The sequence below is a fragment of the Parasphingomonas frigoris genome, from assembly GCF_036663815.1.
Taxonomy (GTDB): Bacteria; Pseudomonadota; Alphaproteobacteria; order Sphingomonadales; family Sphingomonadaceae; genus Sphingomonas.
In genome coordinates, this window is the sequence record NZ_JAXOJQ010000003.1 from 530,116 (window position 1) to 554,421 (window position 24,306).

Genomic DNA, 24,306 nt, shown 5'->3' on the forward strand with positions numbered 1-24,306 from the left:
GGTCAGCCCTTGATCCGCAGCGGGATCCCCGCGACGACCAGATCTACCTGCGATACACTCGCCGCGACGCGCTGGTTGAGCAGCCCCGCGGTATCGCGGAAGGCGCGGGCGAGCGCATTGTCGGGCACGATGCCGAAGCCGACCTCGTTCGAGACGAGCAGGATCGTCGCGCGCGCCGCGGCGATCTGCGCGAGCAGCGCGCTGCCCGCCGCGTCGATATCGGCGTCGGCGAGCAGCAGGTTCGACACCCACAGCGTCAGGCAATCGACCAGCAGCGTCGCGCCCGGCGCATCGGCGGCGGCGAGCGCCTCGGGCAGCGCGAGCGGCGCCTCGATCGTTCGCCAGCGCGAATCGCGATCGGCGCGGTGGCGCGCGATGCGCTCGGTCATCTCGCCGTCGAACGCCTGCGCGGTCGCGACATAGACGAGGTCGCCGCCGGTCGCCTCGGCCATCGCCTGCGCGTGGCGGCTCTTGCCCGAGCGCGCGCCGCCCAGCACCAGCAGGCTCGTCGTGATGGTGGACATCGCGCAACTCCTTATCGCGGCTTGCACAGCGCAGGCGGATTGGCGATGGCAAGCGCGATGCCGCATGTCGAGCCTTCCGTCAGCGCGCTGACCACCCATGGCGGCCGCATCGACGTTGCGATGCTGCGCTATCCGGCCGCGCCACGCCCGTGGATCGATCTCTCGACCGGGATCAATCCGCGCGGCTATCCGCTCGCCGGGATCGCGCCGTCTGATCCCCAGGCGTTGCCGTCGCCCGCCCGGCTGGCCGAACTCGAAGCGGCTGCAGCGCTGGCGTTCGGGATGCGCGCCGGCGCGATATCCGCTTTGCCGGGGAGCGAAATCGGCTTGCGCCTGCTCGACACGCTGGGTTTGCCCGGGCCGCACTGCGTCGTCGCGCCGAGCTATGGCACCCACGCCGCCGCCTTCCCGCACGCGACGCCGGTCGCGGCATCCGCGCTGGGCGATAGCGTGTGGGGCACGGCATTGCTCGCCAATCCCAACAATCCCGACGGGCGGATCGTGGCGCCGCAGACGCTGCTCGCGCTGGCCCGCGCGCGCGACGGGTGGCTGGTGATCGACGAGGCGTTCGCCGATGCCGTGCCCGACGCGAGCGTGCTGCCGCTGCTGCGCGCCGACGATCGCGTGCTGGTGTTGCGGTCGTTCGGCAAATTCTATGGCCTCGCCGGGGTTCGGCTCGGTTTCCTGTGTGGGCCCGAAGCGGTGGTGGCGCGGATGCGCGCGCGGCTCGGCGACTGGCCGGTCTCCGCCGCGGCGATCGAGATCGGCCTTGCAGCCTATCGCGACACGCCGTGGCAGTCGCAGACCCGCACGGATCTCGTGGCCTCCGCCGCTGCGCTCGATATCGTATTGCGCCGCCACGGCTTGATCCCGCGCGGGGCGTGCCCGTTGTTCCGGCTGGTCGAAAGCGAAGCCGCCGCGCCGCTGTTCGAGTGGCTGGCGCAAGCGGGCATCCTCACGCGGCCGTTCGCCTATGCGCCGCGCTGGCTGCGGCTCGGCGTGCCGCGCGATCCGGCACAGCTCGCGAGGCTGAATTTGGCGCTCGGCGATGGGTGAACCGATCGCGCTCGCCGCGCTGGCGCTCGATGCGGGTTTCGGCTGGCCGGCCGCGCTCTATGCCAGAGTCGGCCATCCGGTCGGCCTGTTCGCGCGAGTGATCGATGCGTGCGAGCGGCGCTGGAACGACCCCGCGGGCTCGGCGGTACGGCGCCGGATCGCGGGGGTGGCGACGCTGCTGATCGTCGTCGCGATTGCCGGCGGCGGCGCCTGGCTGCTCGTGCTGGCGGCGCGCGCGGCGCTCGGCGGCGCTGCGTGGGTGGCGCTGGCGTTGCTCGCCTGGCCCGGGCTCGCGCAGCGCAGCCTCGACGATCATGTCCGCCCGGTCGCGCTGGCGCTCGAGCGTGGCGACCTGCCCGCCGCGCGCACTGCCGTCGCGCAGATCGTCGGGCGCGACACCGCCACGCTCGACGAAGCCGGTGTCGCGCGCGCGGCGATCGAGAGCCTCGCCGAAAGTTGGTGCGACGGCGTCGTCGCGCCGCTCTTCTGGCTGCTGCTGCTCGGCCTGCCCGGTTTGTGGGCCTATAAGGCGATCAACACCGCCGACAGCCTGATCGGCCACCGCGAGCCGCGCTGGGCGATGTTCGGCTGGGCCGCGGCGCGCACCGACGATCTCGCCAATCTCGTGCCCGCGCGGATCTCCGGGCTGCTGCTGTGCCTGGTCGGTGGCGGCGGCTGGGCGACGCTGTGGCGCGATGCGGGGAAGCATGCCTCGCCCAATGCCGGCTGGCCCGAGGCGGCGATGGCGGGCGTGCTCGGGCTGCGGCTGGCCGGGCCAATCGGTTATGACGGGGTGGTGCAGGCCAAGCCGTGGATCGGCGACGGGCGTGCGGACGCGAGCGCGGCCGACGTGCGGCGCGCCTTGTCGGTCTATCGTCGTGGCTGCGCTGTGCTGTGGATCGTGGCGGGAGGAATCGCATGGGCGCTGTGATGCTGCAGGGCACCGGGTCGGACGTCGGCAAGTCGGTGCTGGTCGCCGGCCTGTGCCGCGCCTTCGCCAATCGCGGGCTCAGCGTGCGCCCGTTCAAGCCGCAGAACATGTCGAACAATGCCGCGGTCACCGCCGACGGCGGCGAGATCGGTCGCGCGCAGGCGACGCAGGCCTTCGCCGCGCGCGTCGCGCCGCATGTCGACATGAACCCGGTGCTGCTCAAGCCGCAGGGCGACCGCACCTCGCAACTCGTGGTGCGCGGGCAGGTGCGCGGTACGCTGGCGGCGGCGAACTGGCGCGAGGGGCGCGCCGGGCTGCTGAGCGAGGTGCTCGCCAGCTACCAGACGCTGCGCGCACAGGCCGATATCGTCGTGATCGAAGGCGCGGGCAGCCCGGCCGAGATCAACCTGCGCGGCGGTGACATCGCCAACATGGGCTTCGCGCGTGCAGCCGGGGTGCCCGTATTGCTCGTCGGCGACATCGATCGCGGCGGCGTGATCGCCTCGCTCGTCGGCACGCGCGCGGTGATCGATCCGGCCGATGCGGCGATGATCCACGGCTTTCTCGTCAACAAGTTTCGCGGCGATCCCGCCTTGTTCGACGACGGCTATCGCGCGATCGAGGCACATAGCGGCTGGCGCGGCTATGGCGTGATCCCTTGGCTGCCCGAGGCCGCGCGCCTCCCGAGCGAGGATGCGGTGGTCCTCGAACGCGCGCCCGCGGCCGGCGCCGGGCGGATCGTCGTCGCCTGCCCGATCACCGCGCGGATCGCCAATTTCGACGATCTCGATCCGTTGCGGCTCGAACCCGATATCGATCTGGTGATGGTCCCGCCGGGCACGCCGATCCCCGATGCCGCGCTGATCATCCTCGCCGGATCGAAGGCGACGATCGCCGATCTCGCTTTCCTGCGCGCGCAGGGGTGGGACATCGACATTCGCGCGCACCATCGCCGCGGGCGGCCGGTGCTCGGGCTGTGCGGCGGCTACCAGATGCTCGGCCGCACGATCGCCGATCCCGACGGCATTGAGGGGCCGGCGAGCAGCGTCGCCGGGCTCGGCCTGCTCGACGTCGCGACGGTGATGACCGGCGCCAAGACGGTCAGCGCGGTCAGCGGGACCGCAGCGGGCGCCCCATTCGACGGCTACGAGATCCACATGGGCGCCACCACCGGTCCCGATACGCTGCGCCCGGCGGGCCACTTCGCCGACGGGCGCGCGCAGGGCGCGGTCAGCGCCGATGGCCTGGTGACGGGCAGCTATGTCCACGGCCTGCTCGGCGATGCGCGGCAGCGCGGCGCATGGCTGGCGCGGATCGGCGGCATGGGGCAGGGGCCCGACCATCGCGCGTCGATCGACACCGCACTCGATGCGATCGCCGCGACGCTCGAGCGGCACGTCGACATCGACGCGATCCTCGCTTTGTCAGAGACGGCCCGCGGCGACGATCGCGAGGAGTAAGGCGGTCTCGACCAGCTCGATCCCGGCTCCGTGGCAATCGCCGGTGATCCCGCCGATCCGCCGCCGCAGCCACAGCCCGAACGCCGCGATCGCCAGCGGCGCCGCGACCAGCGCGTGCAGCACCACCGCCGCGCCGCCCAGCACCAGCGCCCAGCCGATCAGATCACGCGCCCGCACCGCTGCGGCGACCCGCGCGCCGAGCCCGTCGCGCAGCGGCGGCAACCAGCGCGCCCAGCCGAGCGGGCCGATCCGCGCCGCGAAGGGGACGAGCACCAGTAGTCCCCAGCCCAGCGTCCCGACCGCATGGAGCAGCACCAGCTTGGCGAGCAGCTGCAGCACGATCGCCACCACGCCGAAGCTGCCGACATGCGGATCGGCCATCACCGCGAGCAGTCGCGCACGCTCGCGGTGCGCCGCGCCGAGCCCGTCGGCGAGGTCGGCAAGCCCGTCGAGGTGCAGCGCGCCAGTGATCGCGACCCACGAGAGCAAGGCGGCGAGTGCGCCGATCCACGGGTCGATCAGCCCGCCCGTCCAGCCGGCGCCCGCGACGATCGCCCCGATTACCAGCCCGACGATCGGATAGTAGCGGATCGCCGCGGCGAAATCGGCGGCGTCGCCCGACACGCGCGGCAGCGGCAGCCGCGTGAGGAACGCGAAGGCGACGAGCAACCGCTTCATGTCACCAGCCCGACGATCTGCGCGCTCGGCGCCGGCGCGCGCCACACGCGCAGGCTGAGCAGCGCGGCATAGGGCAGGTCGAGCGCCCAGCTCTCCCGCGGGCCGAGCCCGCACAGCACGCTGAGCGCCGCGCGCATCGCGCCGCCATGCGTCACCACCAGCGTCGGCGCGGTGATCGCCGCACAGGCCGTGGCGACGCGCGCGACGAGGCTCGACCAGCGTTCGCCGTCGGGCGGCGGATTGGCGTCGGGATCGTCCCAGAAGGCGCCGAGCGCGGCTTGATCGAGCGACGCCGGCGCAAGCCCGTCCCACGCGCCGAAATCGAGCTCCCGCCAGCGCGGATCGCGCGCCGCGGAGAGCCCGCGCGCGCGCGCGATCGCGTCGGCGCAGGCGCTCGCGCGGATCAGGTCGGAGGCGATCACCGCATCGACCGCAAGGCCCTCCGCCCGCGCGACACAGGCGGCGAGCCCCGCCGCGGTCACTGGGCTGTCGGTCCGCCCGAGCAAAGTGCCGGTGTGCAGCGGCGCACCGTGGCGCAGCAGATGGAGCAGCACCGGCGCGCTCATCCGGTCGAGACGCCGGCTTCGCCGAACGTCGCCATCTGGTCGTGCGCGGCGAGTGCGGCGCGGATCACGCCCGCCGCCAGCGCCGCGCCGCTGCCCTCGCCGAGCCGCAGCCCGAGCGTCAGCAACGGCGTCAGCCGCAGCGCCGCCAGCAGCCGCGCGTGCCCCGGCTCGGCCGAGCAATGCCCGGCGAGGATATGGTCGACGATGCCGGGATGCTGCGCCGCGATCGGCGCGATCGCCGCGCTGCAGATAAAGCCGTCGAGCACCACCACCACCCCGGCCACCCGCGCCGCAACGACCGCGCCCGCGATCGCCGCGATCTCGCGTCCGCCGACACGGCGCAGCGTCTCGAACGGGGTGTGCGCGGCATCGGCATGGAAGGCGATCGCGGCCTCGACCGCGGCGACCTTGCGCGCGAGACCCGCGGCGTCGACACCGGTGCCGGGCCCGACCCACGCCTCAGCACTGCCGCCAAAGCTGCGCGCGCACAGCGCCGCCGCGGTGGTCGAATTGCCGATCCCCATCTCGCCGAGCACGAGCAGGTCGATCCCGCGCTCGACCACCGCCGCGCCGGCGTTGATCGCGTCGAGGCATTCCGTCTCGGTCATCGCCGCGGCGCAGGTGAAGTCTTCGGTCGGCCGATCGAGCGCGAGCGGCACGACGACCAGCTCGAGCCCGGCCGCGGCCGACAGCGCGTTGATCGCCGCGCCGCCACGGCGGAAATTGGCGACCATCTCGGCGGTGACGGCTGCCGGGAAGGCACTCACCCCGCGCGCGGTGACGCCGTGATTGCCGGCGAATATCGCGACGCGGCCATGGTCGATGCGCGGACGTTCGCGGCCCTGCCACCCCGCCATGAAGATCGCGATATCCTCGAGCCGGCCGAGCGAGCCCGGCGGCTTGGTCAATTGCGCCTGGCGCGCGCGCGCTGCCGCCGTCGCGCGCGCATCGGGCGCGCGGAGCACGGTCAGCGCCGCTTCGAACGCGGCGACCGAGGCGAAGCCGCTCATGCCGCGGTGGCGCTGCTGGTCGGCACTGAACGGAATTTGGCCATGGTCTTCCCCGTCTCGACGCTCGGAGACCGGGCCCGACGGAGCGGTGGTGCGACCCATCGCCCTGCCGGACGCAGGTCGGCGATGTCGTCACGCGGGTTTCTCCCCGCTTCGCCCGGCGCACCCTGGCCGGTCGAAAGACGACTGCGACGGGCAGGTCTCCTGGCTCACGGGTCGCCGCCGCTTCGGCCGCCTTCTCAGCACCCCGGGGGCGCCAATGGCATGTGGCCGACCAGCTCGCCGCTTACAGTTGCAGGGGCAGCCGGGGTTGTCCCGTTCCCTTTTCATCCCCGTCGCCGGGAAACCTGTCGCATCGCGGCGCCTAGCGGGGGTGTGCGCGACGGTCAATCAGGCTGGGCTCAGACAGGCTGGGCTCAGAACTCGATACCGGCCTGCGCCTTGATTCCCTGGCTGCGGAACGGATGCTTGAGCAGCGTCATTTCGGTGACGAGGTCGGCCGCGTCGATCAGCCCCTGCGGTGCGTTGCGCCCGGTGATCACGACATGCTTGGTCGGCCCGCGCGCGGCGACCGCCGCGAGCACTTCGTCGAGCGGAAGATAGTCGTAGCGCAGCACGATGTTGAGCTCGTCGGCGACGACCATCGCGTAGGACGGATCGGCGATCATCCGCTTGACCTCGTCCCACGCCTGGCGCGTGACGGCGATGTCGCGCGCGCGGTCCTGCGTGTCCCAGGTGAAGCCCTCGCCCATCGGCTTGAACTCGACCAGCTCGGGGAAGGCATCGAAGATCGGCTTCTCGCCGGTCGTCATCGCGCCCTTGACGAACTGGACGACGCCGACCTTCATGCCGTGCCCGATCGCACGCACCACCATGCCGAGCGCGGCGGTGGTCTTGCCCTTGCCGGTACCGGTGTGGACGATCAGCAGCCCCTTCTCGTCCGCGCGCGCGGCGACCATCGCCTGCTTGGCGGCCTGCATCTTCTTCATCTTGGCGGTGTGTTCGGCTTCGTCGTGCGGCACGCATATCTCCTGGGTCGGCGGCGCGGTCGGTCGGCGGCGGGGGCTCTCGCGTCGCGGATAGCCGAGCCGGCGGCCGCCGACCAGTCGCCTGCCGCGCGGCGCTATTCGGTTGCCGGTCGCGCCAGGGCGCGATAGCCCGTTTGGATCGGGTCTTTAGTGCGGGGGGGACGCATGCGCCTGCTGATTGCCGAAGCCGATGCGCGCACCGCGCGCGCGCTGGTCGCGGGCTTGCGCCATTTCGGGCACGATCCGGTCGTCGCCGAGGATGGCCGCGCCGCGCTGCTGCTGGCGACCGACCAGACCTTCGAGGCTGTGCTGCTCGAGGTGACGCTGCCCTATGTCGACGGCTTCGCCGTGACGCGCGCGTTGCGCGATGCGGGCTTTGCCGGGGCGATCGTGATCGTGACGGTGCATGGCGACCTCGCCGATCGGCTCGCCGGGCTGGCGGCGGGGGCGGACGATTATCTCCTCAAGCCGATCGACCCGGCCGAGATCGATGCCCGGCTTGCCGCGATCCTGCGCCGCGCGGCGCGCGCGAGCGAGGCGGGGGTGATGCGAGCGGGCGACATCGAGGTCAACGAGGTCAAATATCGCGCGCTGCGCGGCGGGCGCGTGCTCGCGCTGCCCCGGCTCGAATTCGCCATGCTGTGCGAATTGATCCGCCACAAGAACGGCATCGTCACGCGCGCGATGTTCTACCGCGACGTCTGGCGGCAGGAGGTCGAGCCGGCCACCAACCTCGTCGAATCCTATATCCGCCGACTGCGCGGGCATCTCAATGCGCCGGGCGAGCCCGATCCGATCGCGACGATCCGCGGCGTCGGCTACATGCTGGTCGAGCCGCAGCGCGAGCCCGACTGACCCCACGCCGACGCGGTCGCGACAAACAAAACCCGGCCCGAGCAGGGCTCGGACCGGGCTGTGTTGGTGCGAAGCGCGAAGGATCAGAACTTGGCGGAAAGTTCCAGGCCCCAGGTGCGCGGCGCGTTGAAGTTGGCATAGTCGCCGAGGATACCGCCGTATGCGGTCGACACCGGCTGGCCGTTGGAACCATAGTTCACCACTGGCGACGAGTTGGCCGACGAGCGCCGATAGATGTAGGTCGTGTCGAGCAGGTTGCGCGCCCACACCGCGACGGTGACCTTGTTATGGTCGTTCACCGAGATGTCGGCCAGCGCGAGGCGACCGTTCACGACGAAGCTGGCGTCGGTCTTGGTGTTCTCGAGCTGGAAGCTGTACTGGCTGCTCGCATAGTTGCCGTCGAGGTGAAGGCGGACGCTGGCGTCGCCGATATGGACCGGGGTCACATAATCGATCGCAGCCGATGCGGCGTTGGTCGGCGTGTAGACGATGTAGAGCTGCTGCGGCGGAGCGCCCGGCGTCAGCGGGTTCACCGCCGACGGTGCCTTCCAGTAGGTGTAGGCGTAGGAGCCCGTCAGCGTCAGCTCCGGGATCGGCTTGACGGTCAGGTCGACCTCGATGCCGCGGATCTTGCTGTCACCGGCATTGGTGGTCTGCTCGATGTGGCTGCCGTTGGTCGGGCTCGACCCGTTGGTGTCGAAATAGTCGAAGTCGAACTGCGTATTGCTACGATCCATGATGTAGCCGGCGACGTTGAGGCGAGCACGATGCTCCCAGAAGTCCATCTTGGCGCCGACTTCGTACGACTTGACCGATTCCGGACCGAAGGCGTTGAACTGGAGCGAACGGTCGTTCGCGCCGCCGGCGCGGAAGCCCGTCGCATACTTTGCATAGAGGTGGATGTCGCGGGTCGCATCGAACGCGATGTTGAACATCGGGTCGAAGCGGCTGACGCTGTTCTTGAATGCGAACGCCTGGGCCGCGTTGTTGACGACGTAGAGCGTGCCGTGACGGTCATCCTTGGTCCAGCGGCCACCGGCGGTGACATGGACGACGTCGCTCAGCGCTTCCGGCGTGAAGGTCAGGTTGCCGAACACCGAGTAATTGTGGTCCGACGCCTGGCTGGCGCGCGTGATGAACTGGCAGCTGTTGGCGAACTGCGGGACGGTCGTCGCCAGCGTGTTGTTGCACGACGCGTCATACTGCTGATAGCCCGAGTTCGCGCCGCTGATCGGGTTCGCATTGCCCGGGATCGGGCTGCGGACCGTGAAGGCGGTGCCGGTGCTGTTCCACTGGTTGGTCAGCGGCGTTGCGGCATATTCGCTGGCCTTCTCGGTGTAATAATAGGCACCGACGACATAATCGAACTGCGGCACGCTGCCGACCGCCTGGACTTCCTGGCTGAACTGGTTCTGCTTGAGGAACGACAGGCTGTAGCGGCTGAACGTGCCGGTGGTGTTGATCGCGGCCGGGTTCGCGGTGTTGGGCACGAACGGCGAGAAGGAGCTGCGCTCCGGGCCGCCGGAGTTGTCCCACTGGTCGGTCTTGACGCCGCGCCATGCGGTGATCGAGCGCAGCTCGATCCACGGCGCGAGCTTGTACTTCAAATTGGCCGAGAAGCCGTGCGTGATGTCGACGCTGGGCTGCTGCGGAACGCCGACGTCGGCGACGTGCTGGCGCTCGGGGTGGACGCCGACGAGCGGTGCCCGGGGAGCGACGCAGATCGGCCGGCCGGCCGCAGCCTGCGCCACGGTGATCGTGCCGCCGCAGGCGGTGCCGGTGCCGGGCACGAACAGCGATGTGCCGAGCACGCCGGTCGCACCGTTGGTGTACGAGCCGACGGCGTAGTTGTTCGGGTTGTAGTTGATCAGCTGGCTGTACTGCGGCGTGTTTTCGTCGCGCGCATAGTCATAGGCGAGATCGGCGGTGAAGCCGTCGATCGGCTGCCAGCGCGCAGCGGCGCGGCCGCCCTTGCGGTCGTAATAGTTCCAGCCGGTCGAGCCCGCGAGCGGGTTCTTCACGGTCGGATCCTGGTGCTGGTAGACGCCGTCGAACTTCAGCGAGATGTCGTAGAAGGACGGCAGGTCGAGATGCACGTCGGCGTTGTGGCCGCCATAGTTGCCGACGCCGGCGTTGATGCGACCGCCGAGCACGCCGGTCGGCGCCTTCGACACGAGCGACAGCGCGCCGCCTTCGGTGTTGCGGCCGAACAGCGTACCCTGCGGACCCTTGAGCACTTCGATCCGCTCGATGTCGAACAGGGCAGCGTTGAGGCCCTGGGTCTTACCCAGCGCGACGCCGTCGATATAGACGCCGACGCCGCCGTCACGCGCGGTCTGGTTCTGATCGTACGGGACGATGCCGCGGATACCGATCGTCAGCGCCGACTGGCGCGCCTCGAAGGTCGCGACGCGGAGCGACGGGATCGAGCCGTCGGCGAGGTTGAACAGGCTGAGCACGTGGCGATCGGTCAAGCCTTGCGTGTTGAGCACGCTAATCGAGATCGGCGTCTTCTGCAGGTTGGTCTCGCGGCGCGTTGCGGTCACCACGATGTCGCCGATGCCCGCGCTCTGCTCTTCGGGTGCGGCCACGGGGGCCTCGACGGTCGGCGCCTGAGTGGCGGCCGCGACAGCGGCTGCGGGCGCGGTCTCTGCCAGTGCCGGCGAAGCGGCGAGGGCGGTCAGTGCGCCGCCCATGAGCAGCTGCAGGCGGAAGCCCGAACGAACGGTCATTGTGATTTCCCCATGAACCTTTTGAGCCTGTTGGCTCCGGTCCGGGTCGGCTAGCCTCCGATTGGGTCACGAATGTTACGCTCAATGTAACGGCTACGCGGCGTCAACGTCATCTTCGCGTCATCTTATACATCTTCGAAGGCCTCGTCGCGTAGTTAGGCGCGCTGAGGCTGCGCCAAGCTTGGTGAGAGTGATCCGAAACCTTCGTTTCCCGGACGGTTGTCGGCGACCGTGTGACATACTTGTCACGGATTGGTGGTGTGCGGCACCCGAGCGCGAGCACGGTCGCAACGCGGCGATTCGGCATCATTTTGCGTGGCGCCGCCTTTGCGCCTAGGGGCACGCAGCATGTCTACCCTGCCCCCCGCGACGATCGGCCTCGATTTCGGCACCACCAACTCGGTTGTCGCGCTGTCGCGCGGCGATGAAGCGGACCTCGTCCTGCTCGACGGCCCCGAGGCGCCCGACGCGGTGTTCCGCTCGGCACTGTGTTTCTGGGAGGATGACGCGCCGCATCCGGGCGTCCCGCGTGGCCTCGCCGCCGATGCGGGGCCGTGGGCGATCCGCGAATATCTCGAGTTTCCGCAGGACAGCCGCTTCCTCCAGTCGTTCAAGTCGGTCGTCGCCAGCGCGAGCTTCGAACATGCCACCGTTTTCGACCGGCGGCTGCGCTTCGAGGAATTGGGGGAGCTGTTCCTCGCCAAGCTCGCGGCCCGCTCGCGCGGTGCGCTCGATGGCCGCGCGCCGCGCGTCGTCGTCGGGCGACCGGTCGAGTTCGCCGGGAGCCGGCCCAACGAAGCGCTCGCGCGGCAGCGCTACGACGCGATGTTCGGCACGCTCGGGGCCGAGATCCATTATGTCTACGAACCGATCGGCGCGGCGTTCAGCTATGCCGCACGGATCACCGATCCGGTGACGATCCTCGTCGCCGATTTCGGCGGCGGGACGAGCGACTTTTCCGTGGTGCAGATCGCCGCGCCGGGGGCGGCACGGCGTTGCATCCCGCTCGGCCATTCAGGCGTCGGCATCGCCGGCGATCGCTTCGACTACCGCATCGTCGACCGGCTCGTCATGCCGTTGCTCGGCAAGGGCGGCAGCTACCGCTCGATGGGCAAGACTCTCGACATTCCGGGCGGCTTCTTCAACGATTTCAGCGACTGGTCGCGGCTCGCCTTGATGCGCAATCGCCGCACGCTCGCCGAGCTCGACAAATTGCGCCGCAACGCGCTCGATCCCGATGCGATCGGCCGGATGATCGCGGTGATCGAGCAGGAGCTCGGCTATCAATTGTACGACGCGGTCGGCCAGGTGAAGCGCGCGCTGTCGCACGACGACCAGGCGCATTTCCACTTCGCAGGCGCCGGGCTGAGCGTCGAGGCCGATGTCACGCGCGCGCAGTTCGAGGCGTGGATCGCGCCCGACATCGCGCGCATCGCCGAGGCGGTCGACCGCGCGCTCGCTGCGGCGGCGACCCCGGCGGACGCGATCGACCGCGTGTTCCTGACCGGCGGCACCTCGCTGACGCCGCGCATCCGCCGGCTGTTCGCCGAGCGGTTCGGCGATGACCGCATCGCCACCGGTGGCGAGTTGACCTCGATCGCGCACGGCCTCGCGCTGATCGGGCAGCAGGACGATCTTGCGGCATGGGCCGCGTGAAAAGGAACACAGCATGAGCGACCGGGTAAAAGTCTATTTCGACGGCGGATGCCGGCCCAATCCGGGCAGGATGGAATATGCCTATGTGATCGCGGGCGTCGAACATGCCGAACTCAACGCCGGCATGGGATCGAGCATGGATTCCGAATGGCTCGCGCTGATCGCCGCGTTCAAGGGTGCGCAGGCCCTGGGGCTCACCGATTTCGTGCTGCTCGGCGATTCGGTTGCGGTGATCGACATGGCCAATGGCCGCACCAAATGCCGTGGCGACAGCGTGCCGCATCTCGCGACCTTCCGCGCGCTGTTCGAAGGCGGCGCGATGCCCAACCTGCGCTATATCAAGCGCACGCAGAACCTCGCCGGGATCGCGCTGGAGCGCGCCCGCAACCGCTGATGGACATGCTCTACAGCTTCCGCCGCTGCCCCTATGCGATGCGGGCGCGGCTGGCGCTGCTGGTGAGCGGGACGCCGTTCGAGCTGCGCGAAGTCGTCTTGCGCGACAAGCCGGCGGCGATGCTCGCGGCGTCGCCCAAGGGGACGGTGCCGGTGCTGGTGTGCAGCGACGGGCGGGTGATCGACGAGAGCCTCGACATCATGCGCTGGGCGCTTGCGCGCGGCGACCCCGAGGGCTGGCTCGCCGGGGACGACACCGCGCTGCTCGACCTGTTCGATACGCAGTTCAAACATCATCTCGATCGCTTCAAATATGCCGAGCGCCACGCCGCCGATCCGCTCGTCCACCGCGACGCCGCGCTGGCCTTGCTCGAGCGACTCGAAGCGCGCCTGGCGGTGCAGCCCAATCTGTGCGGCACCGCGCCAGCGCTGACCGACATGGCGCTCCTGCCGTTCGTCCGGCAGTTCGCCGCAGTCGACCCCGCATGGTTCGCCGCCCAGCCGATCGCGAGCGTGCAGGCGTGGCTGGCGCGGCACGTCGCCTCTCCGTTGTTCGCGCGCGCGATGGTGCGGCTGGCGCCGTGGGTTCCCGGCGCCAGACCGATCCTCTGGTAAATCGATGCAAAAAATAAACAGCGTCAAAGATTGATCGAAGTCAAGTTGTGCCCAAAAGGTTGTTCCGCAAGGGAAACAACGCGGGAACAGAAGTATTGCTCGACGATTATCATGTCGTTCGTACAATATGGAGACGCGGCATGGCCGATACCCAATCCCCGGTGGGCAGCGATGACGCGCCGCTCACCGCATCGAAGCATCGTGCCGCCGCGATAGACGCCGCCACTGACAGTCTGGTCGAGGATAAGGGCGATTCGCTGGTCGGGCGCGCCGTCACGATCAATCGCCCGCGCGCCGAACTCTATGCCTATTTCCGCGACTTCGCCAATCTGCCGACCTTCATGGACAATATCGAGCGGGTCGACGTGCACGATGCGACGCGCTCGCACTGGGTCGTCAAGGCACCCGGCGGCCGCACGGTCGAATGGGATTCGGCGATCACCGACGAGGTCGAAGGCGAGTATTTCGTGTGGGCGTCGCAGCCCGGCGCCGACATCGAAAATAGCGGCCGGATCGAATTCCGCGATGCCGGCGCGCGCGGCACCGTGGTCACGGCCAGCCTGATCTACGATCCGCCCGGCGGCGTCGTCGGCAAGCTGATCGCCAAGCTGTTCCAGCGCGAACCCGCGATCCAGGCGCGGCGCGACCTGCGCCGTTTCAAGCAGCTGATGGAAACCGGCGAAGTCGCCACCGCGGCCTCGACCCGCGCCCAGTTCGAAGAGGACCAGAAGTAATGCGCGCACTTGCCTGGCACGGCCGCCACGACGTCCGCATGGACACCGTTCCCGACCCCGAGATCATCAACCCGCGCGACTGCATCATCAAGGTGACCGCGACCGCGATCTGCGGCTCGGACCTCCACCTCTACGACGGCTTCATCCCGACGATGCAGTCGGGCGACATTCTCGGCCACGAATTCATGGGCGAGGTCGTCGAGACCGGCGCCAAGTCGACGCTCAAGAAGGGCCAGAAGGTCGTCGTGCCGTTCACCATCGCGTGCGGCAGCTGCTACCATTGCGGGAAGCATCAATATTCGGCGTGCGACAACGGCCTGCCCGCCGACAATCAGGATATCGCGCAGACGCTCTACGGCCAGCCGATGTCGGGGCTGTTCGGTTACAGCCACATGACCGGCGGCTATGCCGGCGGCCAGGCCGAATATGTCCGCGTGCCGTTCAGCGATTTCGGGCCGATCGTCATCCCCGAGGGGATCGACGACGAGAAGGTGCTGTTCCTCTCGGACATCCTGCCGACCGGCTGGCAGGCGGCGGAATATGCCGAGATCGAACCCGGCGACACCGTCGCGGTGTGGGGCTGCGGTCCGGTCGGGCTGTTCGCGGTGCAGTCGGCCTTCCTGATGGGTGCCGAGCGCGTCATCGCGATCGACCATTTCCCGCACCGGCTCGAACTTGCGAAGAAATTCGGGGCGGAGACCATCAATTTCGAGGACTCGTCGGTCTATGACGCACTGATGGAGATGACTGGCGGGATCGGTCCCGATGCGGTGATCGACTCGGTCGGGCTCGAGGCGCACGGCTTCTTCGTCGACAACGTCATCGACCAGATCAAGAAGTCGACCTTCCTCGGCACCGACCGGATCCATTCGATCCGCCAGGCGATCTACGCCTGCCGCAAGGGGGGGCGCGTCTCGATGCCGGCGGTCTATGGCGGCTTCGTCGACAAGTTCCCGCTCGGCGCCTTCATGGAGAAGGGGCTGACGCTCAAGACCGGGCAGACCCACGTCCAGCATTACCTGCCGGGCCTGCTGACCGCGATCCTCGAGGAGAAGGTCGATACCACCTTCCTGATCTCGCACCGGCTCGGGCTCGAGGATGCGCCGAAGGGCTACAAGATGTTCCACGACAATCAGAACGAAGTGACCAAGGTCGTGTTGAAGCCCGGCCTCACCGTCTGACCTTCTTCCTCCCCTCCCTGAAAGGGAGGGGCCGGGGGTGGGTCGGCCCGTGGCGGCGCCAACCCTCTCCCTGGACCAACCCACCCCCAATCCCTCCCTTGCAGGGAGGGGAGACCGAGAGGACTTCCCCCATGGCCAACAAATTCGCGATCATCACCGGCGCCTCGACCGGTATCGGCTTCGAACTCGCCACGCTCGCCGCCAAGGATGGCTACGACCTGCTCGTCATCGCCGACGAGGCGCTGATCAACGACGCCGCGGCCGACTTCAAGCAGTTCGGCACCGACGTCCAGTCGCTCGAAGCCGATCTGTCGACCACTGACGGCGTCGACGCGCTGCTGTCCGCGGCGGGCAACCGCCAGATCGACCTGCTCTGCGCCAATGCCGGCCACGGCCTCGGCCACGGCTTTCTCGACCAGACCGTCACAGACTGGCGCCATGTGATCGACACCAACATCACCGGCACGCTCTATCTGCTCCACAAGACACTGCCGGCAATGGTCGCACGCGACGCCGGCAAGGTGCTCGTGACGGGCTCGATCGCGGGCTACATCCCGGGCAGCTTCCAGGCGGTCTACAACGGCTCGAAGGCGTTCATCGACAGCTTCACCGAGGCGCTGCGCAACGAGATCAAGGAGTCGAAGGGCGTGACGCTGACCACGCTGATGCCCGGCCCGGTCGAGACCGAATTCTTCGACCGCGCCGACATGATGGACACCTCGGTCGGGGTGAACCCGAACAAGAGCGACCCCGCCGATGTCGCCAAGGATGGCTGGGACGCCGTCATGTCGGGCAAGGCCACGATCGTGTCGGGCTGGAAGAACAAGGTGCAGGTCGCGATGACCGGCGTCGTCCCCCCGTCGATGCTGGCCGAGCAGCATCGCAAGATGGCCGAGCCCGGCACCGCCGACCAATAAGAACGTGCGTCTCGGCGGCTGCTGCGCTCAGCGCGCGCAATAGCCGTCGAGGAACGCCTGATGCGTCGGCATGCGACCGACTGCCCCTGCGATATTGCCCTTGAGATCGGCAAAGGCGCGCGCGAGATGCGCGTCGCTCAGCACATGCCCCATATGGTGGTAGCCGTCGGGCTCGAGTCTCTGGCCGAGCATCACCTGAAGCCACGAATCCGCCTGGAACAAATCGTCGGCACTTTGCGGCGTCAGCGCGGACTCTTTGAACAAGGCGATCCGCTGCGCAAGCGTATCGGGAATCTCCATCTCCGCGCAGCGTTGCCAGAACGGCTCGGGCCGTTCGTTCAGATGATAATGCAGGATGATAAAGTCGCGCACGCGCTCGAGCTCGGTCTCCGCCAGATCGTTGTAACGCCGCACGACCGAGTCCCGGATCCCGGCGAACGGGAAGGATTGGATGAGCCGGGTGATGCCGATCATGATCAGATGGATGCTGGTCGATTCGAGCGGTTCGACGAAGCCGCTGGCGAGCCCCAGCGCGACGCAGTTCCGGTCCCACACGCGCTTGCGCCGCCCGGTGATATAGCGGATCAGCCGCGGCTCGGTGATCGTCTCGCCGTCGACCTGCGCCAGCAATTTCTCGCGCGCCGCCTCGTCCGACAGATAGTCGCTGCAATAGACCAGCCCGTTGCCGACGCGGTGCTGGAGCGGGATCTGCCACTGCCACCCGGCCTCATGCGCGATCGCGCGCGTGTAGGGGCGGGCCGGAGCGACCGCCTTGGTCTGCACCGCGAGCGCACGGTTGGTCGGCAGCCAGTGGCTCCAATCCTCATAGCCGGCCTTGAGCGTCTGCTCGATCAGCAACCCGCGAAAGCCCGTGCAATCGACGAACAGATCGCCCTCGACGCGGCGCCCGTCGTCAAGCTCGAGCGCCTCGATGAAGCCGCTCTCGGCATTCTGCACGACGCCACCGATCTTGCCCTCGATCCGCGTGACGCCGCGCTTCTCGCTGAAATCGCGGAGGTAGCCCGCATAGAGCCCGGCATCGAAATGATAGGCATAGTTGATCTTGGCGTCATCGGCGGTGGCGAACTTTCCGGCCTCGGCAGCGGCAAGCTCGAAGCAATAGGCGCCCAGCTCATCGGCGATCCCAGCCGCGCGGCCACGCAGCCACATATGCTGAAAGTCGCCCATCCAGATCGACTGGCCGACGCGCCCGAACGAATGGATGTAGCGATCACCGCCCTGCGCCCAATTCTCGAACGCGATGCCGAGCTTGAAGGTCGCCTGCGTCGCGCGTAGAAAGTCGCGCTCGTCGAGCCCGAGCAGGCGGTGGAAGGTGCGGATCGTCGGGATCGTCGCTTCGCCGACGCCGACCGTGCCGATCTCGTCGGATTCGACCAGCACGATGTCGAGCAGCGGCCCGAGATGCTTCGCCAGCGCCGCCGCCGCGATCCAGCCGGCGGTGCCGCCGCCCGCGACGACGACGCGCTTGATCGTCTGGTCGGGCGAGGGGGCTGCGGTCATCGGTTGAGCCTTTGCAGAAGCTGCGCGCGCAGCCGCCGCGCGGAGAGATCGGTCAGTGGGGCCAGCGCGCCGCGTACGGCCTCGGGGAGATGCGCGGCGGGCTGGTCAGCCGGGCCGAACACATAATAATCAAAAAGCGAGCGCCATGCCTGCTTCTCGCTGTCGGGCCGGTCGCGCAGGCTCAGCAGCCCGTGCATCAAGGTATGCATCGGGTTGTCGAGGAAGCGCGGCGCGACGTTCCACCAATAATTGACCAGCACGTTGAAGCCGTCGAGCGCCTCGACATTATGCCACCACAACGCGGGATAGACGAGCACGTCGCCGGGTTCGAGATCGAACACCTGCGCGCTGGCGAGCGCTTCGGCGAAGCGGGGGTAGCGCGCGAAATCGGGCGCGCGCGGATCGACCATGCTGACGACCTGACCACCCGGCGTCGGTTCGAGTGGCCCCGGGTAGAGGTTGGCGATCTGCTCGGGCGGGAACAGCGTGAAGCGCCGGCGACCGACGACGCAGCAGGCGATGTTGTTCGACATGTCGAAATGCGTCGCCGCAGTGGTGCGATTACCGATCCAGATGCTGGCGAGCGGTGTCGCGCCCGCGAAATCGGCGGTGAGGTCGTTCTCGGCGCGGAATCCCGGAAGATAGGTGTCGAGGTCGGTCGAGCCGACGTACAGCGATGGCGCATCGGGCGCGTCGAGCGTCGACAGCATCCGGTCGAGATAGGCGTCGAGCGCGACGCGCGATGCGGTGAAGTTCATCGCCGTGCCGCTGTCGTCGTAGAAGAAGCGGCCGCTGATCTCGGGTGCGCCGGTATAGCCGACCACTGCTGCCCCGCGGTAGAAACGCTTGAGATAAGCGGCAGCGGCGGCAGGCCCGTCGAGTCCGGCGCGCACGATCGGCCAGTCGCGCACCAGGCCGCGCAACAGCACCGGCCGTTGCTGCGCGATCAGCGCGTCGGGGTGCAGCGGCGCGGTCATGCCGCCGCGCGTCGCTTGCGGTTCTTGAGCTCGATCAGCCGCGACACGTTGCCGAGCGAGGCGGCGACGAGGAAAGCGTGTTGCAGGAAGCCCGCGCGGTGCAGCGCGTCGAGCGCGGCGGCATCGAGGTGGGCGAGCCGCGCTGGGGCGATCGTGTAGCAATCCGGCACGCTATAATGCGTCTCTTCGTCGAGCGCGATGTCGAGCGTGATCGGCTCGATCAGATCGGCCTGCTCGAACGCAGCCAACATCGGCGCGCGCAGGGCGAGCCCGTCGTGGATCAGGCGCAGCACCTTGACGACATGGTCGAGATAGGGCGATTGCCCGCCATGCGGCAGGAACACCGGCTGGCCACCCGGCGCACCGACTCGCGGATGGTCGAGGTCGACATGGAGCATCGGCTCGCGTTCGACGCCGCCGTCGACTGCCCGTTCGACCATGCCGATCATGAACGGCCCGCGCTGGTGGACCGCCGGGACATGGCGGGCGTTCCAGCCGCCCGCATCGAGGAACAGATTTTCGTCGCGGTCGAGCCCGAGCAAGGCGACGGCGTAGAAGGCACCCTCCGCATCGCGCCGGAACAGGATCGGATAGTCGCGCTGCGCCGCCTCGAATTCGGTCGCGAAGACGACGCACTGGTTGACCGCATCGCCGAAGCCGGCGGCATGACCGATGGCGACGCGCAGATCGGCATGCGCGATCGTGTCGAGGAGAACGGTGTTGGTCATGCTGACGTGGTAATCGCCGATCGAGGAAGCGCCAAGCAGCGCCAATGTATCGTGTCGTGTCGTGCACTACCCGGACGACGCTTCCCCCCAAGCATCGTCCGGCCAGGCTTCACGCGCTAGAACCGATAGCGCGCGCCGAACAGGAAGCGGCGCTGCAGCTCCTGTGCGAACCAGACATTGTTTTCCGAGCGGCCATAGGTGCGCAGGCTCGAATTGGTGAGATTGATCGCCTCGAACGACAGCGCGATCTGCTTGTTGAGATCATAACTGATGTTCATGTCGAGCTGGCCGAACGGCTTGGTGTAGACCGGGCTCTTGAAGCTGTCGCGATTGAGCGACGACAGGAACTTGTCGCGCCAATTGTAGCTCAGCCGGGCCGATATGCCATTCTTGTCGTAGATCAGCGTGGCGTTGGCGGTGTTGGACAGGCCGGTCAGCGCGAACTGGTCGACCCCCGGGTCGCCGCCATTGTTGAAGGCGACGTCGCCCTTCACATAGGTGAAGCTGGCCGAAACGCCGATCCCGGTCCGGCCGAAGAAATATTGCCCGGCGAGCTCGAAGCCGTAGATCTCGGCATCCTTGTTGTTGATCGGGCGCGAGATCGCAAAGGTGTAGAGCGGGTCCGACGCCGTGCCGTTGATGTCGACCGCCGAGAGCACTTGGTTGACGAACGCCTGGTCGACCGTCTTGGTCACCGCGCTGTAGTGCGCGTTGAACTGGCTCGCCGCCGCCGCCGCGCCGTCGCGCTGGATCAGCGCCGAGTAGGTGAACAGATTGACGTCGCTTATATCGGCGCCGAGTGTCGTAAGCGCTGCCTTGGCCGTTCCCGACAGCGTCCCCGGCGCGCCCGATGACGGGTCGCGCAAGCCGAACAGGCTGCCGTTCGACAGGCCGGTGCCGATGAAATTGTGCACGCGCTTGTCGAAGAAGCCGGCCGAGACATAGCTGTCGGGCTTGAAATAATATTCGAACGACAGATCGATATTGTCCGAGATCAGCGGGGCGAGGTTGGTATTGCCCGCCGTTGCGGTGGGCACCCCGCCGATCGCGGTCGGGCGACCGGGGACCGCGGTGATGCTCGTCGAGGCGAAGAGATTGTCGTAATTCGGCCGCGCGATCGTCCGGCTCGCCGAGAAGCGCCCGAGCAGATTGCGCTTGAGCTCGACCTGGAAATCGAACGACGGCAGGATGTTGTCGTACGAACCGATGCTGACCAGCGGTTGCGGGCTCGATCCGACGGTGATCGTGAAGTCGTTGTCGGCGACCCAGGCGATCTGGTTCGGTACCGCCTGGAGCGAGGTCGCGACGTCCTTGGTATGCTCGTAGCGACCGCCGGCGACGAGGCTCGCCTCATGCCCCGCGATCGCGCCCTTCCAGGTGACCTGCGCATAACCCGCGAAGATCGTCTCCTTGACCGAATTGTTCTGGCGGTTGGTGACCCCGATCGCGTTGCCGGCGTTGGCATAGAGCGGCGACAGCGCATTGTAGAGTTTGGTGGTGTCGCCGCGGAACGCGATCAGATTGGCGCCGGTCGCCTTGGGGTCATAGCTGCTGAACTTGCACAGCAGGCAGAATTGCTGGAGCACGCCCGGCGCGGCCTTCTGGACGTCGCCCGGGAAATCGACGCTCCAATTGCCAAGCGTCTGCTGCGTCGCGACGAGTTGCTGGTTGGTATCGGCGTCGCGATACAGCCCGCCAAAGTCGAACCGGCTGCCGCCGCCAAGATCCCAGCCGAGATCGGCGCGGACTTCCTTGACCTTCTGCGTCTGGCTGGTGGTGTAGGTGCGCGCGATCGACGAGCCGACATCATTGACGTCGAGGATGCCGTTATGATTGCCGCCAGGCAGCGCCGAATCGTTGACGACGATATCCTGCACCGGGATCGGGCCCGAATAATCCACCGAATGTGCCGAGATCACGGTGGCGCCGAGGCCGACCAGCGTCGAGCTCGTCCCGTTGGGGTTGTTGGGCAACACCGACGACTTGCCGTAATGGCCATCGACCGTGAGCGTCAGGTTGGGGGCGATGTCCCATTTGGCGTTGAGCCCGTAATCCTCGAGCTGGTTCTTCTGCGCGCGCGCCTGCTGCTCGAAACCGGTATCCTTGGCGCCGGCAATCGTCTCGTGGAGATAGGTGGTCGTCGCTACCGCGGGATTGCTGTCGAAGGTGACGACGTCGAACGGGCGGTTGAACCAGTTCGACTCGTCCGAACGCTGCTCCTCCTGCAGCGTCCGCGCATAGAGCGCGTCGGCGGTGATCGTCAGCGCATCGGTCGGCTTGAACTGGACGATCGCCTGGCCGTTGAGCCGCTCATATTTGTTGTCCGAGAAGTGATAGCGGCTGTCGTTCGGCACCGAGACCAGCTGGCTGGGGCTGGCTGGCCGGTTGTTGATCTTGGTCGCAGCGTTGACGAAGCCGTTGCCGGGATCGAGGAATTCGGCGAGCGTCCTGATGTTCCACCCGTTCGACGTCGCCGACACGGTCGAGAAATGGCGCTGCTGAAAGCTGCCGAACAGCGATACGCCGAAGGTCTGGTCGGGGTTCGACCAGCTGGCGAGCCCGGTGACTTCGGGCGTCACCACCGATCCGCAATCGACGCAGTCGCTCGCGCTCGTATCGTAATTGAGCTTGCCGCCGAGCGAACCGTTGAAGCCCGACGTGCGCGAATCGAGCGGGCGGCGCGTGACGACGTTGATCGTCGCGCCGATCCCGCCTGACGGGACCGCCGCGCGGCCGGTCTTGTAGACTTCGAGCGTCTTGACGCCTTCCGAAGCGAGGTTCGAGAAATCAAACGAGCGCGTCACGCCGACCGCGCCATCGGCGCTCTCGTCGCCGCCGACGGTCTGGACGTAGGACGATGCCAGCGTGCGGCCGTTCAGCGTTACGAGGTTGAAGCTCGGGCCGAAGCCGCGGACGGTGACCTGCGCGCCCTGGCCGTTGACGCGGTCGATCGACACGCCGGTGATGCGCTGGAGCGATTCGGCGAGGTTGGTATCGGGAAACTTGCCAATGTCTTCGGCCGAGATCGCGTCGACGATGCCGGTCGAATTGCGCTTGATCGAGATCGAGCGCTCGAGCGAGGCGCGCACGCCGGTGACGACGATATCGTCGGGTGCGCTGGTGTCGGCCGAGGGCGTGCCTTGCGGTGCAGGCGCGGTTTGCGCGCGGGCGACTTGCGGCAGCCCGAGGCCCGCGGCGAGCGCGATGACAGAAGCCGACCAGATGTGAGCTGACGCGTTGTGATAGGCCTTCATGGACCCCCCTCCCTGATATGTACGGCCGTCGTCGACCGCGTTTGCATGCTCCGGTCTCTTGCCGAACCGATCGCCAGATAGCGCTATCTGATTGTCCTACGTTGTCAAGATAATTCGTTTTTGCATGCTTGTTGCGTGGCATCTTACGCCACACCGCTGAACCTATTGCAATGCACAACAAACACGCGTTCGCATATGCTTAGGTGGATCGGGTCCCTGGACGATCGACGGCGGGGCGTCCTAAGATAGGGCCGAACCGTATACGATTCGCACCTTCTCGACTGACAACGCGGTCATGACCCCTAGCGCGAGCGCGCGCGATCTGGTCTAGTCGCACCGGATGGTTTGGACGACATGAAGCGAACGACGATTGTGGATGTGGGCCGTGCCGCAGGGGTGTCGGCCAAGACGGTGTCGCGTGTGCTCAACGGCGAGCCGCACGTCAGCCCCGATGTCCAGCAGCGCGTGCGCGCGGCCGCGGACGCGCTCGATTATCATCCCAACGTGTTCGCGCAGGCGCTGGTTCGGCGAAAATCGAACATGATCGGGCTGGTCTACGAAAATCCCAGCCCGAGCTACGTCGTCGAGCTGCAGAAAGGCGTGCTCGAACGGCTGGTCAACGAACGCTATCGGCTGGTGGTGATCCCGATCCGCTCGGCGCAGGAAAATGCCGCGGAAGTCGTTGGTATGCTGCGCTCGGCCGCGCTCGACGGCGTGGTGCTCGCGCCGCCGGCGTCGGATCATCCGGTGATCCTCAAGCAGCTCGAGGAGGCGCGCATCTTCTGTGCGCGCATCGCGCCGACGCGAATGATCGACGCTGCCCCGAGCAACCTGCTCGACGATGTTGCGGCGGCGCGCGAGATTGCGGCCTATCTGATTGGTCTGGGCCATCGCGAGATCGCGATCATCCGCGGCGATGCGACGCATCCGTCGAGCGAGGCGCGGATGCTGGGCTATACCCAGGCGTTTCATCAGGCGGGTGTCGAGCTGGCGTTCGACCGGATCGAACCCGGGCTGTTCACCTTCGAGAGCGGCCTGCTCGCGGGACGCAACATCCTCGCGCGGCCCGACCGGCCGACCGCGATCCTCGCGCAGAATGACGATATGGCGGTCGGCGCGATGATGGCCGCGCGCGAGCTCGGGCTGTCGATTCCTGATGACCTGTCGGTGGTCGGCTTCGACGATTCGGAAGTGTCGCGGATCACCTGGCCACGCCTGACGACGATCCGCCAGCCGGTGTTCGAGATGGCGGTCGCCGCCACCGAGATGGTGATCGCGCAGCTCGAGGGCCGCCCGCCCGAGCGGCGCGTGCTGCATCGCCATACGCTGCTGATCCGCGAATCGACCGCGCCGCCGCGCGCCTGAGCGATCGCGCCGCGCTGCCGTGCATCGCCCGACCGGCTTGACAGGCCCTTGTCAACGTTGTCAATAGAAGTGGGTATGTGCGGAGGGCCGACGGTTGTCGTGGCGGCCGGTCGGAGCGCGACGTA

General features: G+C 67.8%; 21 protein-coding genes and 1 riboswitch. Of the genes, 11 read left to right on the forward strand and 10 right to left on the reverse strand.

What is annotated here, in order from left to right; genetic code table 11:
* Positions 1-2 precede the first annotated feature (2 nt).
* Positions 3-524 carry a bifunctional adenosylcobinamide kinase/adenosylcobinamide-phosphate guanylyltransferase gene (gene cobU, locus U1872_RS12920; protein WP_332793304.1) on the reverse strand — a complete coding sequence of 174 codons (522 nt, stop codon included), beginning with the start codon at positions 522-524 and terminating at the stop codon, positions 3-5.
* A 45-nt stretch (positions 525-569) separates the two neighbouring features.
* Here cobU and U1872_RS12925 point away from each other — a divergent pair, with 45 nt between their 5' ends.
* The 3 genes from U1872_RS12925 to U1872_RS12935 are packed head-to-tail and all read left to right on the forward strand — an operon-like array spanning position 570 to position 3,971.
* Positions 570-1,580, forward strand: coding sequence for a threonine-phosphate decarboxylase (locus U1872_RS12925; protein ID WP_332793305.1), 1,011 nt, complete (start codon positions 570-572; stop codon positions 1,578-1,580).
* Positions 1,573-2,511: an adenosylcobinamide-phosphate synthase CbiB gene (gene cbiB / locus U1872_RS12930; RefSeq protein ID WP_332793306.1), complete on the forward strand. Its 939-nt coding sequence runs from the start codon at positions 1,573-1,575 to the stop codon at positions 2,509-2,511. Before U1872_RS12925 ends, cbiB begins: the two co-directional genes overlap by 8 nt.
* Positions 2,499-3,971 carry a cobyric acid synthase gene (locus U1872_RS12935; RefSeq protein ID WP_332793307.1) on the forward strand — a complete coding sequence of 491 codons (1,473 nt, stop codon included), beginning with the start codon at positions 2,499-2,501 and terminating at the stop codon, positions 3,969-3,971. Before cbiB ends, U1872_RS12935 begins: the two co-directional genes overlap by 13 nt.
* Here U1872_RS12935 and cobS read toward each other — a convergent pair.
* The 4 genes from cobS to cobO all read right to left on the reverse strand — a co-directional run bounded on the left by cobS (position 3,936) and on the right by cobO (position 7,247).
* Positions 3,936-4,649: an adenosylcobinamide-GDP ribazoletransferase gene (cobS, locus tag U1872_RS12940; protein ID WP_332793308.1), complete on the reverse strand. Its 714-nt coding sequence runs from the start codon at positions 4,647-4,649 to the stop codon at positions 3,936-3,938. The two genes, U1872_RS12935 and cobS, sit on opposite strands and share 36 nt — an antisense overlap.
* Entirely contained in the window at positions 4,646-5,215 is a 570-nt protein-coding gene (locus U1872_RS12945) for a histidine phosphatase family protein (protein ID WP_332793309.1), read from the reverse strand. The genes cobS and U1872_RS12945 overlap by 4 nt, the downstream gene beginning before the upstream one ends.
* A complete protein-coding gene (gene cobT, locus U1872_RS12950) occupies positions 5,212-6,225 on the reverse strand; it encodes a nicotinate-nucleotide--dimethylbenzimidazole phosphoribosyltransferase (RefSeq protein ID WP_332793630.1) in 1,014 nt (337 codons plus the stop codon). Before cobT ends, U1872_RS12945 begins: the two co-directional genes overlap by 4 nt.
* 177 nt (positions 6,226-6,402) lie before the next feature.
* A riboswitch (cobalamin riboswitch) is annotated at positions 6,403-6,591 on the reverse strand.
* 50 nt (positions 6,592-6,641) lie between these two features.
* Complete coding sequence (gene cobO, locus U1872_RS12955) at positions 6,642-7,247, reverse strand: cob(I)yrinic acid a,c-diamide adenosyltransferase (protein WP_332793310.1); 606 nt, start codon at positions 7,245-7,247, stop codon at positions 6,642-6,644.
* A gap of 171 nt (positions 7,248-7,418) precedes the next feature.
* Here cobO and U1872_RS12960 point away from each other — a divergent pair, with 171 nt between their 5' ends.
* Positions 7,419-8,108, forward strand: coding sequence for a response regulator transcription factor (locus U1872_RS12960; protein WP_332793311.1), 690 nt, complete (start codon positions 7,419-7,421; stop codon positions 8,106-8,108).
* A gap of 83 nt (positions 8,109-8,191) precedes the next feature.
* Here U1872_RS12960 and U1872_RS12965 read toward each other — a convergent pair whose 3' ends face one another.
* Positions 8,192-10,840, reverse strand: a complete 2,649-nt coding sequence (locus U1872_RS12965) for a TonB-dependent receptor (RefSeq protein ID WP_332793312.1) — start codon at positions 10,838-10,840, stop codon at positions 8,192-8,194.
* 348 nt (positions 10,841-11,188) lie between these two features.
* Between U1872_RS12965 and U1872_RS12970 the strand changes: the two genes are divergently transcribed.
* The 6 genes from U1872_RS12970 to U1872_RS12995 all read left to right on the forward strand — a co-directional run bounded on the left by U1872_RS12970 (position 11,189) and on the right by U1872_RS12995 (position 16,336).
* Positions 11,189-12,496 carry an Hsp70 family protein gene (locus U1872_RS12970; protein WP_332793313.1) on the forward strand — a complete coding sequence of 436 codons (1,308 nt, stop codon included), beginning with the start codon at positions 11,189-11,191 and terminating at the stop codon, positions 12,494-12,496.
* Between the two features lie 13 nt (positions 12,497-12,509).
* A complete protein-coding gene (locus U1872_RS12975) occupies positions 12,510-12,890 on the forward strand; it encodes a reverse transcriptase-like protein (protein WP_332793314.1) in 381 nt (126 codons plus the stop codon).
* A complete protein-coding gene (locus U1872_RS12980) occupies positions 12,890-13,504 on the forward strand; it encodes a glutathione S-transferase (protein ID WP_332793315.1) in 615 nt (204 codons plus the stop codon). The genes U1872_RS12975 and U1872_RS12980 overlap by 1 nt, the downstream gene beginning before the upstream one ends.
* A 140-nt stretch (positions 13,505-13,644) precedes the next feature.
* Positions 13,645-14,238, forward strand: coding sequence for an SRPBCC family protein (locus U1872_RS12985; protein ID WP_332793316.1), 594 nt, complete (start codon positions 13,645-13,647; stop codon positions 14,236-14,238).
* Positions 14,238-15,419 carry a zinc-dependent alcohol dehydrogenase gene (locus U1872_RS12990; RefSeq protein ID WP_332793317.1) on the forward strand — a complete coding sequence of 394 codons (1,182 nt, stop codon included), beginning with the start codon at positions 14,238-14,240 and terminating at the stop codon, positions 15,417-15,419. Before U1872_RS12985 ends, U1872_RS12990 begins: the two co-directional genes overlap by 1 nt.
* Before the next feature lie 131 nt (positions 15,420-15,550).
* On the forward strand, positions 15,551-16,336 hold the full coding sequence (locus U1872_RS12995; protein WP_332793318.1) for an SDR family NAD(P)-dependent oxidoreductase: 786 nt from the start codon (positions 15,551-15,553) through the stop codon (positions 16,334-16,336).
* A gap of 27 nt (positions 16,337-16,363) precedes the next feature.
* Here the strand turns inward: U1872_RS12995 and U1872_RS13000 are convergent, their stop codons facing one another.
* From U1872_RS13000 to U1872_RS13015, 4 genes are all read right to left on the reverse strand, one after another.
* Positions 16,364-17,857 (reverse strand): tryptophan halogenase family protein, encoded by a 1,494-nt coding sequence (locus U1872_RS13000; RefSeq protein WP_332793319.1) that lies wholly within the window; start codon positions 17,855-17,857, stop codon positions 16,364-16,366.
* Entirely contained in the window at positions 17,854-18,834 is a 981-nt protein-coding gene (locus tag U1872_RS13005; RefSeq protein ID WP_332793320.1) for a cupin-like domain-containing protein, read from the reverse strand. The genes U1872_RS13000 and U1872_RS13005 overlap by 4 nt, the downstream gene beginning before the upstream one ends.
* Entirely contained in the window at positions 18,831-19,562 is a 732-nt protein-coding gene (locus U1872_RS13010; RefSeq protein ID WP_332793631.1) for a SapC family protein, read from the reverse strand. Before U1872_RS13010 ends, U1872_RS13005 begins: the two co-directional genes overlap by 4 nt.
* A 116-nt stretch (positions 19,563-19,678) precedes the next feature.
* Positions 19,679-22,816, reverse strand: a complete 3,138-nt coding sequence (locus U1872_RS13015; protein ID WP_332793321.1) for a TonB-dependent receptor — start codon at positions 22,814-22,816, stop codon at positions 19,679-19,681.
* Positions 22,817-23,170: 354 nt separating this feature from the next.
* Between U1872_RS13015 and U1872_RS13020 the strand changes: the two genes are divergently transcribed.
* A complete protein-coding gene (locus tag U1872_RS13020; protein ID WP_332793322.1) occupies positions 23,171-24,181 on the forward strand; it encodes a LacI family DNA-binding transcriptional regulator in 1,011 nt (336 codons plus the stop codon).
* The last annotated feature ends 125 nt before the right edge of the window (positions 24,182-24,306 follow it).